At 71.3% G+C, this 15,114-nt stretch carries 13 protein-coding genes; 5 read left to right on the plus strand and 8 right to left on the minus strand.

Features of this window, described 5'->3' with window-relative positions; all coding sequences use genetic code 11:
• Positions 1 to 765 (plus strand): HNH endonuclease signature motif containing protein (locus EFL95_RS12420; protein ID WP_246004926.1); only part of this gene is annotated, 765 nt, incomplete at its 5' end.
• 18 nt (positions 766 to 783) lie between these two features.
• Here the strand turns inward: EFL95_RS12420 and EFL95_RS12425 are convergent.
• From EFL95_RS12425 to EFL95_RS12440, 4 genes are all read right to left on the minus strand, one after another.
• Positions 784 to 3,429: an Ig domain-containing protein gene (locus EFL95_RS12425; protein ID WP_123234256.1), complete on the minus strand. Its 2,646-nt coding sequence runs from the start codon at positions 3,427 to 3,429 to the stop codon at positions 784 to 786.
• Positions 3,430 to 3,526: 97 nt separating this feature from the next.
• The gene (locus tag EFL95_RS12430) at positions 3,527 to 4,525 is read right to left on the minus strand and encodes a threonine aldolase family protein (protein WP_123234257.1); all 999 of its coding nucleotides are present in this window, start codon (positions 4,523 to 4,525) and stop codon (positions 3,527 to 3,529) included.
• Between the two features lie 27 nt (positions 4,526 to 4,552).
• Entirely contained in the window at positions 4,553 to 5,140 is a 588-nt protein-coding gene (locus EFL95_RS12435; protein WP_123234258.1) for a cupredoxin domain-containing protein, read from the minus strand.
• A gap of 40 nt (positions 5,141 to 5,180) precedes the next feature.
• On the minus strand, positions 5,181 to 6,521 hold the full coding sequence (locus EFL95_RS12440) for a class II 3-deoxy-7-phosphoheptulonate synthase (protein ID WP_246004927.1): 1,341 nt from the start codon (positions 6,519 to 6,521) through the stop codon (positions 5,181 to 5,183).
• Positions 6,522 to 6,585: 64 nt separating this feature from the next.
• On the opposite strand from EFL95_RS12440, the gene EFL95_RS12445 reads away from it, so the two are divergent.
• Complete coding sequence (locus tag EFL95_RS12445; RefSeq protein WP_123234260.1) at positions 6,586 to 7,515, plus strand: quinone oxidoreductase family protein; 930 nt, start codon at positions 6,586 to 6,588, stop codon at positions 7,513 to 7,515.
• Between the two features lie 72 nt (positions 7,516 to 7,587).
• Here EFL95_RS12445 and EFL95_RS12450 read toward each other — a convergent pair whose 3' ends face one another.
• Positions 7,588 to 8,319 carry a hypothetical protein gene (locus EFL95_RS12450; protein ID WP_123234261.1) on the minus strand — a complete coding sequence of 244 codons (732 nt, stop codon included), beginning with the start codon at positions 8,317 to 8,319 and terminating at the stop codon, positions 7,588 to 7,590.
• 110 nt (positions 8,320 to 8,429) lie between these two features.
• Positions 8,430 to 9,458, minus strand: a complete 1,029-nt coding sequence (locus EFL95_RS12455; RefSeq protein WP_123234262.1) for a 6-phosphofructokinase — start codon at positions 9,456 to 9,458, stop codon at positions 8,430 to 8,432.
• Between the two features lie 76 nt (positions 9,459 to 9,534).
• On the opposite strand from EFL95_RS12455, the gene EFL95_RS12460 reads away from it, so the two are divergent.
• Together EFL95_RS12460 and glpK are read left to right on the plus strand one after the other, a co-directional pair.
• Positions 9,535 to 10,386 (plus strand): DUF1028 domain-containing protein, encoded by an 852-nt coding sequence (locus tag EFL95_RS12460; RefSeq protein ID WP_123234263.1) that lies wholly within the window; start codon positions 9,535 to 9,537, stop codon positions 10,384 to 10,386.
• Positions 10,387 to 10,398: 12 nt separating this feature from the next.
• Entirely contained in the window at positions 10,399 to 11,883 is a 1,485-nt protein-coding gene (gene glpK, locus EFL95_RS12465; protein WP_123234264.1) for a glycerol kinase GlpK, read from the plus strand.
• Between the two features lie 3 nt (positions 11,884 to 11,886).
• Here glpK and EFL95_RS12470 read toward each other — a convergent pair whose 3' ends face one another.
• Both EFL95_RS12470 and EFL95_RS12475 read right to left on the minus strand, forming a co-directional pair.
• Entirely contained in the window at positions 11,887 to 12,756 is an 870-nt protein-coding gene (locus tag EFL95_RS12470) for a hypothetical protein (protein ID WP_123234265.1), read from the minus strand.
• Positions 12,743 to 13,270: a CinA family protein gene (locus EFL95_RS12475; RefSeq protein WP_123234266.1), complete on the minus strand. Its 528-nt coding sequence runs from the start codon at positions 13,268 to 13,270 to the stop codon at positions 12,743 to 12,745. The genes EFL95_RS12470 and EFL95_RS12475 overlap by 14 nt, the downstream gene beginning before the upstream one ends.
• Positions 13,271 to 13,323: 53 nt before the next feature.
• Here EFL95_RS12475 and EFL95_RS12480 point away from each other — a divergent pair, with 53 nt between their 5' ends.
• A complete protein-coding gene (locus EFL95_RS12480) occupies positions 13,324 to 15,114 on the plus strand; it encodes a glycoside hydrolase family 15 protein (protein ID WP_123234267.1) in 1,791 nt (596 codons plus the stop codon).

Here is a 15,114-nt window from a genome sequence, read left to right on the forward strand (position 1 = left end):
CGCCGGATCCTGGAGGTGGTCGCCCCCGAGGTCGCCGAGGACCAGGAACGGATCGCGCTGGAGCGCGAGGAGGCCCGGGCCGAGCGCGCGACGGCCTACTTCAGCCAGCGCCTCGGCGACGGGACGACGCGGATCAGCCTGCGGGTCGCCGACGCGGTGGCCGCCCGCCTGGAGACCTACCTCCAAGCCTTCACCTCACCGCGACGCACAGCCGGGGACGCCACCGGCCTGGCCGATCGGATGCCGTCCTACCAGGCCAAAGGCCTCGCCTTCGGTGCCCTCCTGGAATCCATCGACCCGAAACGCCTCCCCCTGCACGGCGGTGACGCCACCACCGTCCTGGTCACCGTGACCCTCGAGGCGCTCCGCACCGGCCTGGGCGGCGCCGACCTCGGCGCCGGCTTCGGGGCCGAGAGGATCAGCGCCGGCGAGGTCCGCCGCCTCGCGTGCACCGCCACGATCATCCCGGTCGTGCTCGGCGGGAAGTCCGAGATCCTCGACCTCGGCCGCAGCGCCCGGCTCTTCAGCCCGGCCCAACGCAAGGCGATGGCACTGCGCGACAAGAACTGCCGAGCAGAAGGCTGCACGGTTCCCGCGACCTGGTGCGAAGGACACCACTTCCGCACTCCCTGGAGCCACGGCGGACGCACCGACCTCGCCGACGGCAAACTCCTCTGCTCACACCACCACCACCGAGCCCACGACACCCGCTACCTCACCCAAGAACTCCCCAACGGCGACGTCCGCTTCACCCGGCGAAGGTGAGCGACACCATGACAAGAATCAGAGGACTGTGATCGAAAGCGTCCGGGTCGCCTGGTTCTTCGGCGTGCTCGCGTCGAGGAGCCGGACCGTGAAGGTCCAGGTGCCCGGGGTCTTCGGGTAGCCGGTGATGCGGCCGGCGCTGGACAGGGTGAGTCCGGGCGGCAGGGTCCCGGATGCCAAGGACCAGGCCAGTGTGGCCTTCCCGCCGCTCGCCGTCAGCAACTGGCTGTAGTACGCGCCCTTCTTGACGCTCGGGAGCGACGAGGTCGTGATCGTCATCGGGGTCACGGTGATCACGAGCGACTTGGTCGCCACCTGGCCGAGCGCGTCCTTCACCTTGAACGTGACCGGGTAACTGCCTACCGCGGTCGGCTTTCCGGAAAGAGCCCCGGCCGAGCTCATCACGACTCCCGGCGGAAGGGTGCCACCGGCGACGGACCAGACGAGGGTCGCCTTGCCGCCGTGGGCGGTCAGCTTCTGGGAGTAGGCGCTCCACACCGGCGCATCGGGCAGGGTGACCGTCGCGATGTCCATCGGCCCAACCACCAGATCGAAGTAGGCGACCGGGCTGCTGACGCCGCCGCTGACGACGTAGGCGGCGAACCGGTAGCTGCCCGCAGAAGTCGGCGTACCAGAGATCGTCCCGTTGTTGGCCAGCTTCAAACCGGGCGGAAGCGGTTCTGCCAGCTTCCACGACGGGAAGCCGGTGGCGTTCGACTTCAACGTCGCCGAGTACACGGTGCCGACGTAGGCGTCCGGAACGGTTCGGGTGAGCACTACCACGGCAGCAACGGTGAACAGGTACTCGCGAGTGGTGCTGTAACCGAACTGGTCGGTGACCCGGACCACGAAGCGGTGGTCCCCGACCGCGGTGGTGGTACCGCTTATCAGGCCGCTCGGACTTAGTGACAGTCCGGTGGGCAGACCGTCGATGCCTGCGCCCGGCTGAGCGGGCTCGAGGCTCCAGGTGAACGGCTGCCCCGGACCGCTGGCCACTAGCTGAGCCGAGTACGCGACCCCCTTTCCGGGGGCGGGTGGGTTGCCCCCGGGCAGGACCAGGTCTTGGCGTACGACCGGGACCACGTTCGCGGTCACCCACCCATCGACGACGCCGTCCACGTCCGCAGCCGACCCGTCGGCCACCAGGACACTGGGCTGGTCCGTCGGCGCGTTCGGGAGTTGAACGAGTTGCCCGCCCGAGGCGACGCGCATCAGCGCGTTCGCCACACGTCCTTGCGGGAGCACGAGCCGCAGCTCGGCCAGGCCGTCCGACCCGGCCCGGACGCGGTAGTCCACCCGACCCACGACCGGATCCACCCCGGCAGGTGCAGAGAACGGTCTCACCTCGAGCCGGGTGAACCGGCTGTCGGTGAGAGCGATCACGGTTCCCGCGGTGCTACCGGCTGACGCCGCCGAGGCTCGTCCGCCGACGGCCACGACCTGTTGCGGGTCCGCCCCCGATCCAGCGGCAAGTCCGGGGAAGCTGATCTGGTAACCGAACGGGGGGATCACCGAGCCTGCCGCCGTCGTGCCGCCGAGCAGCACCGGAAACTCGCACCCACCGGCGGCGTCCGTGGCCGCGCAGGTCAGCCCGTTCCCGGAGGAGCTGCGGAGCTCGCCGGTGACGGCCACGCCGTCGGCGCTGGTGCGGGCCGAGGACGACAGCGGAGCACCCAGGTCGACGCGAGCACCCGGGACCGGCTGATCGAGGTCGTCACGCACGAGGACGTGAAGCTGGGTGACTGCCGGCAGCGCGAGCGCCACGGAACGCGACCGGTCCAGGTCGAACGTGGCCGTCCTGAGCTCGTACCGCAGCGACGTGCCGCCGTGATCCACCGTCCCGGTGGCCCGCACCCGGTACGGGTCGGGCACCACGTGGAAGGTGTACCCACCGGCGGCGTCGGTGGTCGTGGTCACCGTGGCTCCGGTCCGGGAGTTCGTGAGCTCGACGGCGACTCCGGCGGCCGCGCCGCCGTCGTCCGTGCTCACCACGCCCGTGATCTCGTGGTCAGCCGGGAGCACCAGCACCCGGGTGCTGGTCCCAGCCGGCGTTGGTCCGCCCGGGAACGTCACCTGGTAGCCGCTCGTCGGCACGACCTGAAGCGCACTGACCGTGCCGTTCGCCAAGACCGACATGTCGCAACTTCCGGTCGAGGTGGTCGTGCAGACCGAGGTTTTACGGGTGTTGGTGAACTGCAGGCCGCCGGACGACAGGCTGCTCGAGGTCGGGTCCGTGGCTCTGACCAGAGCGCCGGATGCCGGGAGGCCTCCGGCCCCGGTCGTGACCGTGGCGACTAGGGTGGCCCGGGCGGGCAGGCTGAAGACCTCGTAACGACTCGAGGAGGTCTGGAACTGCTGCGAGGCCGACGAGATGACGCCGGCAGCCTCGGTCTCGTTCGAGATCTCGAGGTAGACGTCGATGAACTGGGGTACGGGCACGACGAAGGAGCCGTCCGCGGCAGTCCGGGTGAAGTAGTAGTGGTTCGGCTCCGCCACCGGGTGCACCTTGATCGAGACGTTCGGTGCCGGCGCTCCGCTGGCGTCCAGGACGTACCCGTAGATCGCAACCTCGCCCTGGTCGGCCTCACCGGGCGCCGCAGTCAGTCCGAGGAGCAGGACAGCGCCGACCAGGGTGAGGCAGAGCGTCCGAGCGCGCTTGAACAAGGAGAGCCTCCGGAGTCGGTCGCCTGGGAGGGGCGGAGGTGGTGCTGGAAGCGTAAGCGAGACGCCGGGTTCTCGCAGGAGGATCTAGACCAGCGGGTCACCTCAGGAGTCGCGCCAAGATCTCTGCCGCATTCACCGCGTCGTCGTGCGTCACGTCCAGGTGGGTCAGCAACCGCACCCGGCGCGGTCCCACCGCGCCGAGCTTCACGCCCTGCTCGGCGGCAGCCGCGACAACCTCGGGGGCCGAGGGCACGTCCACCACGACGATGTTCGTCGGGACCGAGGCCGGGTCGACGCCGCACGCCTCGGCGATCAGCCGGGCGTTCGCGTGGTCCTCGGTCATCCGGTCGATGTTGTTGTCGAGCGCGTAGTGGCCGGCGGCCGCGAGGACGCCGACCTGACGCATGCCTCCGCCGAGCCGCTTGCGTCGGACGCGCGCAGCGGCGACCGCCTCGGTGGTCCCGAGCATCAGCGAGCCGATCGGGGCTCCGAGTCCTTTCGAGAGGCAGACCGCCATCGTGTCCGCGATCGCGCCGTACTCGACGAGCGGCGTCCCGGTGGCAACGTGGGCGTTCCAGATCCGGGCGCCGTCCAGGTGGACGGCGATCCCGACCTCGTCGGCCCAAGCGCGCAGGGCCTTCAGGTCCGCCAGCGGCAGCACCGCTCCCCCGGCGAAGTTGTGGGTGTTCTCGACCGAGACCGCTGTGGTGCGGACGAAGTACATGCCCATGTCGGGTGCGTACATCTCCCGGATCGTCGGCAGGTCGACCTGCCCGTCCGGATGCACCCAGGTCCGGCTGGTGATGCCGGTCAGGGCTCCGTGGGCACCGAGCTCCGCCCGCACGATGTGGGCCCGCGACTCGCAGAGCACTTCCTGCCCGGGGGCGACCAGCGCGCCGACGGCGAGCACGTTGGCCATCGACCCGGTCGGGGTGAAGACCGCGGCCTCCTTGCCGAACATCGCCGCGACCCGGGCCTCCAGCGCGGTGACCGTCGGATCCTCGCCGTAGACGTCGTCACCCACCTCGGCGTCGGCCATCGCGGCGCGCATGCCGCGCGACGGCTTGGTCAGGGTGTCGGAGCGGAGATCGATCACCCCGCGAGAGTAGCGACCCACCCGGGACTAGGTGACCTTCACGGTGATGCTCGGCGACCAGGACGAGGTGTGGCTGCCCACGTGGGTGCGGGCGTGCACGTAGTAGCTGTGCGCGCCCGACGGGTTGAAGGTCGCGCTCCGGCTCGCCGTACCGGTGCGCCAGCTGGTCCACGTCGAGGACCCAACCCGCTTGTACTGGACGTCGTAGCGCACCGAGCTGGTGCCGGTTCGGGAGGACCAGCGCAGCGTCCAGCCGCTTGAGGCACTTCCCGACGCCTTCACCGGAACCTGGATGCTGCCGCTCATCATCATCCCGTGGATCGTGCAGTAGTACGGGTAGGTGCCCGCGTCCGCGAACGGGCGGGTGTAGCTCTGACCCGCGTTCTTGGTCCCGGAGTTCCAGAACCCCTGGGTCGAGGTCGAGGTGTGGGTGCCCTCGAAGCTCCACTTCACCGAGTCGCCGACGACGACCTTGAGGGTCTTCGGGGTGAAGAAGTCGTCCCCGACGGTGACGGTCCGGGTGGTGGCCTGGGCCGGACCCTGCGCGAGCAGGGCCATGAGCGGTGCGAGCAGAGCGAGCCCGGCGAGCACGCGGGCAGCACGGAAGGAGGTCATGACCCTCACACGATCGAGGGGGCGGACCGGTTCAGTGCGCTCAGGCCTTGCGCAGCATCTCCGCGACCAGGAAGGCCAGCTCGAGGGACTGCACCCGGTTCAGGCGCGGGTCGCAGACCGACTCGTAGCGCCCGGCGAGGTCGGCCTCGGAGAGCTCCTCGCCGCCGCCCACGCACTCGGTGACGTCGTCCCCGGTGAGCTCGACGTGGATCCCGCCGGGCCAGGTGCCGAGCGCGCGGTGCACGTCGAAGAAGCCCTGCACCTCGGCGATCACGTCGTCGAAGCGGCGGGTCTTGTAGCCCGAGGACGCCTCGTAGGTGTTGCCGTGCATCGGGTCGGTCACCCAGGCGACCTGGACCCCTGCGGCCTCGACCTTCTCCACCAGCGGCGGCAGCAGGTCGCGCACCTTGGCGGCACCCATCCGGGTGATGAAGGTCAGCCTGCCCGCGGTGTTGTCCGGGTTCAGCCGGCCCGCAAGCGCGATCGCGTCGTCAGCGGTCGAGGTCGGACCCAGCTTCACGCCGATCGGGTTCTTGATCCGGGACAGCAGCTCGACGTGGGCGCCGTCCAGCTGGCGGGTGCGCTCCCCGATCCAGACGAAGTGGCCGGAGACGTCGTACGGGTTCTGGGTACGCGAGTCGATGCGCGTCATCGCGTGCTCGTACTCCAGTACCAGCGCCTCGTGGCTGGAGTGCATCTGGACGCGGTGGAACTCGTCCGGGTCGGCGCCGATGGCCTTCATGAACGTCAGGGCTCGGTCGATCTCGTTGGCCAGCGCCTCGTAGCGGCTGCCGACGGCCGAGCCGAGGACGAAGTCGGTGTTCCAGGCGTGCACCTGGCGCAGGTCCGCGTAGCCACCGGTGGTGAAGGCGCGCACCAGGTTGAGCGTCGCCGACGAGGCGTTGTAGACGTCCACCAGGCGCTGGGGGTCCGGGATCCGGGACGCCTCGGTGAACTCGAACCCGTTGACCGCGTCACCCCGGTACGCCGGCAGCGTGACGCCGTCGCGGGTCTCCAAGTCCGAGGAGCGCGGCTTGGCGTACTGGCCGGCGAAGCGGCCGAGCTTCACGACCGGGACCGAGGCGGCGTAGGTGAGCACGACCGCCATCTGGAGCAGCACGCGGAGCTTGTTGCGGATGTTGTCCGCTGTCACGCCCTCGAAGGTCTCGGCGCAGTCGCCGCCCTGGAGAAGGAAGGCCTCGCCGCGCGAGACCGCGGCCAGCTGGTCGGTGAGCTCGTCGCACTCGCCGGCGAAGACCAGCGGCGGGAAGGAGCGCAGCCGGGCGACGGCGGCGTCGACCGCGGACGCGTCGGGGTAGGTCGGCTGCTGAGCCGCGCCACGGGCGTGCAGCTCGGCAAGGCTGGGAACTTCGGAACTCACCGCACAAGGGTACTTGGGTCGTGCCAGCGGGTTTGCCCCCGGACCGCCGCCTAGGATCCGGACCATGACGACTTCAGTGCAGGCGCAGGCGTACGGCGGAACCGAGGTCCTCGCGATCGTGGAGTCCCCCACCCCCGAGCCCGGCCCGCACGAGGTGCTCATCACGGTGCGGGCGGCGGGCGTGAACGTGGCCGACGTGAAGGTCTACGGCGGCGTCTGGGGCACCGACCCGGCCAAGCTGCCGATTCCCCTCGGCTTCGAGGTCGCCGGAGTCGTTGCAGCGGTCGGCGACGGCGTCGAGCACCTGGCGGTCGGAGACGCGGTGATCGCCCACCCGGTGCGCGGAGGCTACGCCACCGAGGTGCTCGCACCGGCCGACACGGTGATCGCCAAGCCGGAAGGGCTGGGGTGGGCGGAGGCGTCCGGACTCCAGCTGACCGGGACCGCCGCCGCACACGCGGTCCACGCCGCGGGCGTCTCCGCCGGCGACACGGTGCTCGTCCACGGCGCCGCCGGAGGCGTGGGGCTGGTCGCCGTCCAGCTGGCCGTCCTGCGCGACGCGACCGTGATCGGCACAGCCGCCCCGGGCCAGCACGACCTGCTCCGGGAGCTGGGCGTCGTCCCGACGACGTACGGCGACGGACTGCTCGAGCGGGTTCGCGAGCTCGCTCCGGACGGCGTGGACGCCGCGCTCGACCTGGCCGGGACCGACGAGGCGCTGGACGTCTCGCTCGCGCTGGTCGCCGACCGCCAGCGCATCGCCACGATCGCGAACTTCGACCGCGGCCCGAAGGAGGGCATCCGGGTCCTTGGCGCCGGGGGCGAGGAAGGCAAGGACGTCCGGGCCGCTGCCGCCGTCGAGATCGCCGAGCTCGCGGCCGACGGGCGGCTGAAGGTCTTCGTCGAGGCGACCTTCCCGCTCACCGCGGTGGTCGCCGCTCACGAGCTGCTGTCCAGCCGGAAGGCCACCGGCAAGATCGTGCTGCTCCCCTAGGCGCCGGACCGGGACGCCACGAGGGCGGACCGGTTCACGGTCCGCCCTCGGGCTGGGGTTCTGCGCGACTGATCAGTCGTAGTAGCAGTTGCTCACGAAGCTCGTGGCCGAGGAGATCACCGCGTTGGTGGTGACCACGCCGGGCACGCTCGCGCGCAGGTGGACGGCGTTGACCGTGAAGCCGTTCTCGCCGGCGATCTGCTCGTTCAGGGTCAGCGAGACCGGACCCACCGTGATCTTGGTGTTCGGCGCGATCGCGGTCGGCTGGGCGATGACGACCTTGGTGCCGACCTTGAGGTAGGCGATCGTGGTCGAACCGCCGTACCCGGGCTCGCCGAAGCAGCTGGAGAACGACGTCGCGTTGACCGCCTTGACGTCGACGACCGGCAGGCCGGTCAGACCCAGGTGAGCGGTCGCGAGCGAGGTGCTGGCGATGGCCCGGTGCGACTGCGCCGCGGTGGTGACGTTCACGCAGTTCGCGGTCGCCGAGGCGAAGCCGAGGTTCACGTTGGTGCACGGACGCGTGAAGGTGCTGCTGGCCTGGCTCGAGACCCAACCGGTGTCCGGGCTGCCGCCGTCGGGGACGGTGAGGTTGAGGATCTTGGTGTCGAAGAATCCGATGCTGTACGCACGGCCGCCCATCACGGGGCCGTAGACGTTGTCGGACGAGGCGTTGGCAGAGCCGGCCGTGGCGCTGGCGGCGAGCACGGTCACACCGAGGAGCGCCGCGGCGCTCCAGGCGGAGAGTGCCCGACGGGCGCGGTGGAGCGGGGTCTTGCGGTGGGTCGGGTTGGTGGACTTCATGGGAGGACTCCTTCGTCGCTGGATGCGGCGCCTGGGAGGTGCGCCGCAACCGTGACGAGGCACGCCTGGGAAGTCAGATACCGGAAGTGACCGGGGTCACCGGCCAGCTGTCACCCGAAGAACACTTCTGCCTCGGCGTACTCCTCGGGCGAGACCAGCTTCAGCTCCTTGGTGCCCTCCGCGAGCGGCACCCGGACGATGTCGGTGCCGCGCAGCGCCATCATCGTGCCGAAGTCTCCGTCGTGGACCGCGCCGATCGCCTGGAGGCCGAACCGGGTGGCCAGCCAGCGGTCGAAGGCGGTCGGGGTGCCACCGCGCTGGATGTGCCCGAGCACCACGGCCCGCGCCTCCTTGCCGGTGCGCGCCTCGATCTCCGAGGCGAGCCGTTCGCCGATGCCACCGAGGCGGACGTGGCCGAAGGCGTCCTTCTCCCCCGAGACCAGGGTCATCCCGGTGCCGTCGGCGGGGACCGCGCCCTCGGAGACGACCATGATCACGGCGTACTTGCTCTCGAAGCGCTGCTCGACGAACGCGCAGACCTGCTCGATGTCGAAGGGCCGCTCCGGGATCAGCACCACGTTCGCACCGCCAGCGATCCCGGAGTGCAGGGCGATCCAACCGGCGTGCCGACCCATCACCTCGACCACCAGGACGCGGTGGTGCGACTCGGCGGTGGTGTGCAGCCGGTCGATCGCCTCGGAGGCGATGTTCACCGCGGTGTCGAAGCCGAAGGTGAAGTCGGTGCCGGACAGGTCGTTGTCGATCGTCTTCGGCACGCCGACCACGTTGACGCCGAGGTCGTGCAGCTTGGTGGCCACCCCGAGGGTGTCCTCACCACCGATCGCGACCAGCGCGTCGACCCCGGCCGAGGCCAGGTTGGCCTTGATCTGCTCGACGCCGCCCTCGACGGCGAACGGGTTCGTGCGCGAGGAGCCCAGGATGGTGCCGCCGCGCGGGAGGATGCCGCGGACCTGGTCGACGCCCAGCTCCATCGTCAGGCCCTCCAGCGGGCCCTTCCACCCGTCCCGGAACCCGACGAACTCGTCGCCGAACTCCTTGACGCCCTTGCGGACCACCGCCCGGATCACGGCGTTGAGGCCCGGGCAGTCACCGCCCCCCGTGAGCACTCCGACCCGCATGTGCACGCCTCCCTCGGCCTCATTGGAACGTTCAAGTAACCGCGTTCACCTTAGCGATCTTGGCTAGGGTCACGCCATGACCTTCTCGATCGTCGCCCGCTCGGAGTCCGGCCCGAACGGCAACCCGGAGTGGGGCGTCGCCGTCGCCTCGAAGTTCCTCGCCGTCGGCAACGCGGTCCCGGCCGCGGTGGCCGGGGTCGGCGCGATCGCCACCCAGGCAGACGCGAACGTGGCCTTCAAGGGCATCGGCCTGTCCCTGCTCGACGAGGGCGCCACCGCGACCGTCGCCCTGGACCGGCTCCTCGAGGAGGACCCCAAGCGCAACCACCGTCAGGTCGGCATCGTCGACGTCGACGGAGGTGCCGCCACCCACACCGGGTCGGCGTGCTTCGACTGGGCCGGCGGCGTCAGCGGCGACGGCTTCGCGATCCAGGGCAACATCCTCGCCGGGCCCGAGGTGGTCGAGGCGATGAAGGACGCCTGGACGGACTCCGACCCGGAATCTCCCCTGGCGCACCGCCTGCTCGAGGCACTCGCAGCCGGAGACGCCGCGGGCGGGGACAAGCGCGGGCGTCAGTCGGCAGCGCTGCTGGTGGTCAGCGAAGGAGCCGGGTACGGCGGGATGGACGACGTCGCGGTCGACCTGCGCGTGGACGACCACGCGGCGCCGATCACCGAGCTCACCCGCCTGCTCGGCCTCAACGACCTGTACCTCACCGCCTCGACCGAGGCCGAGCGGATCGAGGTCACCCCCGAGCTGGCAGCCGAGATCGACGGCCTGGTCAAGGCGGCCGGCCACCCGAACCTGGCCGCCTGGGTCGGCACCGAGAACTACGAGATGCGGGTCGCCGAGGACGGCAGCTGGATCGACCCGAAGATCCTCGGGATCCTGCGGGGCGGCCCGGGCGCCGAGGAGCAGGCCGACTGACAGGATGACGCCATGAGCTCGCAGTGCGTCCTCGCCATCGACGCCGGCACGACCGGGGTCACCGCCGTCGTCGTCACCCCCGAGGGAACGATCGCCGCCAAGGGCTACCAGGAGTTCGCCCAGCACTTCCCTCAACCGGGCTGGGTGGAGCACTCCCCCGAGGAGATCTGGCAGGCGACGCTGGAGTCGACGCGCGCCGCGCTCAAGACCTGGGGCCGACCCGCCGAGGAGCTGGCCGGCATCGGCATCACCAACCAGCGCGAGACGATCCTGCTCTGGGACCGCGAGACCCTCGGGTCCCCGCGACGCGCGATCGTCTGGCAGGACCGCCGCACCACCGAGATCTGCGAGCGCCTCAAGGCCGCCGGGCACGAGGAGCGGGTCGCCCGGTTGACCGGCCTGCGGCTCGATCCGTACTTCTCCGGGACCAAGCTGGCGTGGCTCGCCGAGCACGAGCCGAACACCTGGGCCCTGGTCACCGCCGGCCGGTACGCGATCGGCACCGTCGACTCCTACCTCGTCGCCCGGATGACCCGCGGCACCTGGCACCTCACCGACGTCTCCAACGCGTCCCGCACGCTGCTCTTCGACCTGGAGCAGGGCGCCTGGTCCCCCGAGCTGTGCGACCTCTTCGGCGTACCGGCGGACGCCCTGCCGGAGGTCGTCGACTCCTGGGGCGAGCTGGCCCGCACCGACCCCCGCAGCTTCCTCGACCTCGACCTTCCGATCGCCGGCATCGCCGGTGACCAGCAGTCCGCGCTGTTCGGGCAGACCTGCTTCGACGAGGGCGATTCCAAGTGCACCTACGGCACCGGGTCGTTCATCCTCACCAACACCGGGACCGCCGTCGAGCGCTCGGACGCCGGCCTGCTCTCCACCGCCGGCTGGCGGGACCCGTCCGGTGCGATCACCTACGCCCTGGAGGGCGCGATCTTCGTGACCGGCGCCGCGGTGCAGTGGCTGCGCGACGGCCTGCAGATCGTCGGCACCGCGGCCGAGACCGCCGCCATCGCGGCGACCGTGCCGTCCTCCGACGGGGTCGTGTTCGTGCCGGCGCTGACCGGGTTGGGCGCCCCGCACTGGGACCCGACCGCGCGGGGCACGATCCTCGGCCTGACCCGCGGCACCACGCGCGCACACCTGGTCCGGGCGACCCTGGAGGCCATCACCTACGAGGTCCGCGACGTCGTCGACACGATGCCGCGGCTGACCTCGGTCGCCGTCGACGGCGGGGCCGCCGCCAACGACCTGCTCTGCCAGCTCCAGGCCGACCTGCTCGGCGTACCGGTGGAGCGGCCGAAGATCGTCGAGACCACCGCACTGGGCGCTGCCTTCATGGCCGGCCTCGGCACCGGCGTCTGGAACAGCACCGAGGACCTGCGCGCCTCCTGGCAGCTCGACCGGGTCTTCGAGCCCGATCCGGCCGCCGCCGAGTCCACCGCGGCCGCCTACGCGCTGTGGCAGAAGGCGGTCAAGCGCAGCAAGAACTGGGCCTGATCCTCAGCCCAGGTCGCTGAGCGCCTGCTCGGCGTCCTGGTGCTCCGCGACCGCGTCCTCGAGCTCGAGCCGGGCCTCCTCCTGGGCGCTCTCGGCCTCCTCGAGGTCGTCGTCGACGCCGTCGATCTCGTCCTCGAGCACCGCGATCCGACGACGCAGCTCGTCGATCTCCCCGGCCAGCTGGAGCCGCCTCGCCTGGTCGCGCTCGATCCGGGCTGCCACCTCTTCGACCGCGAGCTCGGCGGCGGCGCGGGCGAGGGTCGCCTCGTGGACGCGCTCGCGGGCCTGCTCGCGGCGCACCGGCTCATCGCTGACCACGTGCAGCGCGGGAGGCTTCCGTTCGACGGCCACGGCTTGGTGCCCGGTGGCCTCCGGTACGGCGCACACAGCAGCGACGTCCAGCTCGGAGACTCCGGTCGCGGTGAACGCGGTGACCACCAGGCCGCTGCGCAGCACCGCAGCCGCCACCGGGTCGAGCATGGCGGCGTTCAGCATCCCCTCGACCTGGTCCGCGACCGCGCCGGTGAGCCGGACGTCGTACTCGCGGACGAGCTCGCGCGCGGTCTGGGTCAGGGCTGCGGTGAGCTGCCGGCGCTGCCGGGTCAACGTCCGCAGCTCCTCCCCGTCGAGCGACTCGGCAGCCGCGCGCAACGACTCGGCCAGACCGAGGACCTGGTCGATCTGCGCGGACTCGCGGCGGACCAGGAGGTTCACGGCCCAGGCAGCGACCGACGGCTTGCGCAAGGTCTTGACCTGCTTGGCGAGGTCCTTGTCGGCCACCGCCTTCGCCTCGGCATCGCGGACGGCGATGAATTCGCTGGCCGGTACGGCGTAGACGCGATCCGCCACCTCCAGCAGGTCAGCCGAGCTCATCGGCCAACGCCTCCAACGCCGCCCGGCAGGCCTGCTGCCGGATCTCCGCACGACCGCCGTCCAGCGACAGCCGGTGCACCTGGACGCCGGTCGGTCCGGCGACCCCGACGTACACCGTGCCCACCGGCTTGTCGTCCTGCTTGTCCGGGCCGGCCACCCCGGTCGTGGACAACGCCCAGTCGACGTGCAGCAGGTCGCGCACCCCGGTGGCCATCTGCGAGGCGCAGTCCGCGGAGACGACCTGGGCGGCCGTGACCCCGAGCAGGTCGCGCTTGACCCGGGTCGCGTAGGTGGTCACGCTGCCGACGAACGTGGCCGAGGCCCCCGGCGTACCGCTGAGCAGGTCGGCCAGTCCCCCGCCGGTGAGCGACTCCGCACAGCCGACGGTCTCGCCCCGGGCGAGCAGCGCCTGGTGCACCCGGGCCGCCAGCGCCGCGGAGTCCGGCGCTGAGTCGGGCGCTGAGTCGGGCGCTGAGTCGGGCGCTGGATCGGGCGCGGGGTCCGAGGTGTCCATGGCCCCAGGCTAGGGCAGCGGCGGGTTGAGCCGGTCTGGCTAACCTCGACAGCATGGCGCTGGGCATCGAGGAGTACGCAGCGATCGGCGACCAGCACACCGTGGCCCTGGTCGGGATCGACGGCTCGGTGGACTGGTTGTGCCTACCGCGCTTCGACTCACCGTCCTGCTTCACCGCGTTGCTCGGCGACGCCGACGGCTCCCGGTGGCGGATCGGCGCCGCCGGTGAGCACCAGGCCTCGCGGCGCTACCTGCCGGGGTCGAACGTGCTGGAGACGACGATCACGACGGAGACCGGCGAGGCTCGGGTCATCGACCTGATGCCGATCGGCGACCGGCGCGCGGACCTGATCCGCCGCGTCACGGGCGTGCGCGGCACGGTGCGCCTCGCGCACGACCTCGTGATCCGCTTCGACTACGGCGAGATCCGGCCCTGGGTGCACCGCGAGATCGGCCCGGGTGGTGACGAGGTGCTGATCGCGGTCGCCGGGCCGGACAAGCTCGTGCTCACCGGGCCCCGGCTGCCCGCGGCCGCTGACGGCCGCCACGAGGACGAGTTCGAGGTCGGTGAGGGCGAGGTCCTCGACTTCACGCTGACCTGGGTGCCGTCGCACCGCGAGGTGCCGCCGCCCGTCGATGTGGACGAGCGGATCGAGCACACGCTGGCGGTCGACCGCGACTGGCTGCGGGCACGCTCGAACGGCGCTTACACCGAGGCCGTCGACCGCAGCCTGCTCACCCTGCGGTCGCTGACCCACGAGGACACCGGGGGCATCGTGGCCGCGGCCACGACATCGCTGCCCGAGGACTTCGGCGGATCACGGAACTGGGACTACCGCTACTCCTGGTTGCGCGACGCCTCGTTGACCGTCGAGGCGATGGTCGGCAGCGGCCACCCCGACACGGCCGGACCCTGGCGCGACTGGTTGCTCCGCGCGATCGCCGGGGACCCGGAGGACCTGCAGATCATGTACGCCGTCGACGGGAGCCGGCACCTGCCCGAGGTCGAGCTGCCGAACCTGGCCGGGTACGCCGGTTCGAGGCCGGTACGGATCGGCAACGCCGCCGTCGGCCAGCGTCAGAGCGACGTCCTCGGAGAGGTTCTCGGCGCCCTGTCGGCCGCGCGCGGTGCCGGCCTGGAGGAGAACAGCGTCTCCTGGAGCCTGCAGTGCGCGCTGCTGGCCTCGCTCGGCGAGACCTGGGACCAGCCTGACCACGGCATCTGGGAGATCCGCGGCCCGCAGCAGCACTTCACCCACAGCAAGGTGATGATGTGGGTCGCCTTCGACCGGATGGTGCGCGGGGTCGAGGAGCACGGGCTCGACGGGCCTGTCGAGCACTGGCGGGCCGTGCGGGACCGGATCGCCGCCGAGGTGCACGAGCGCGGCTACGACCCGGATCGGAACACCTTCACCCAGCACTACGCGACCCGCGAGGTCGACGCCTCCTTGCTGCTGCTCGGGCAGGTGGGCTTCGTCGCCGGGGACGACCCGCGCATGCTCGGCACCGTGGCGGCGGTCGAGGAGGACCTGCTCCGCGACGGTCTGCTGCTGCGCTACCGGACCAGTTCGGGGGTGGACGGCCTGCCGGGCGACGAGCACCCGTTCCTGGCCTGCTCGTTCTGGCTCGTCTCGGCCTACGCCCGGGCCGGGCGCCACCACGACGCCCGCGCGTTGATGGACCGGCTGCTCGCGCTGGGAAACGATGTCGGTCTGTTCAGCGAGGAGTACGACCCGGTGAACGGGCGGATGGCCGGCAATTTCCCCCAGGCGTTCACCCACCTCACCCTGATCCGGGCTGCGCGAGACCTGAGCGCCCCGCGGAACGAGACACCCGGGACCTAA

The organism is Nocardioides marmorisolisilvae (genome assembly GCF_003725775.1).
In the GTDB taxonomy this organism is placed as follows: domain Bacteria; phylum Actinomycetota; class Actinomycetes; order Propionibacteriales; family Nocardioidaceae; genus Marmoricola; species Marmoricola marmorisolisilvae.